Source organism: Roseateles sp. P5_E1 (assembly GCF_054049335.1).
In genome coordinates this window covers 1-611 of the sequence record NZ_JBFUMN010000299.1, presented here as the reverse complement: position 1 = coordinate 611, position 611 = coordinate 1, and the positions used below count along the sequence as shown (strand labels likewise).

General features: G+C 70.5%; 1 protein-coding gene. It reads right to left on the bottom strand.

What is annotated here, in order from left to right; translation table 11 throughout:
- A partial coding sequence (locus ACXJKJ_RS31165) for a hypothetical protein (RefSeq protein ID WP_457395468.1) occupies window positions 1-446 on the bottom strand: 446 nt, incomplete at its 3' end.
- Between the last annotated feature and the right edge of the window lie 165 nt (window positions 447-611).

Here is a 611-nt window from a genome sequence, read left to right as displayed (position 1 = left end):
ATCTGCTGCAGTGCCTGGAGGGGTTCGCGGAACCAGAAGGGGTCGAAGGGGAGGGCGGCGCGCCTGTCCAACGTTGGCGCCGGTGGGCAGCAGTCGGGCCCGGCCAGCCAGTCTTTCTCGTGGCAGTCTTGGCATACGCCGTCGCGGAACCGGTGGGCCTTGGCCGGCTGGTCTGCCTTCGGGTGCAGGTAGAGCGCACGCACCACCAGGTCACGCCGCCGCGCGTTGATCACGTCGCCTTCGTTCGCGGCGATCCACGGTTCCGACGAGTAGCGGGGGCGGCATTCGTAGCGCACCGGCTTCTGGAGGCCGTACAGCTGGTCCATGAGGGTGGCCGCCCAACCGCGCACCGTCTCCGCCGGCACCGGCTCAACAGCGGCGCCAGCGCGGCGCATGGCGCGCACGGTGGCGGCCACGGTCGGTCCCTCGGCGACGGCTGCGGTCATGCGCGCGGGTCTAGCGAGCGGATCTGTTCGAGCATCCGGGCGAAGTGTTCGGTTTGGCAGCGGCCAAGCCAGGTGGTGGCGACGACGGAGGCCAGGGTGGCGCCGGCAAGGAAGCCGAGGAAGAAGGTGACGACGATCATGCTGCGTCGCCTCCCGGTGCTGGGG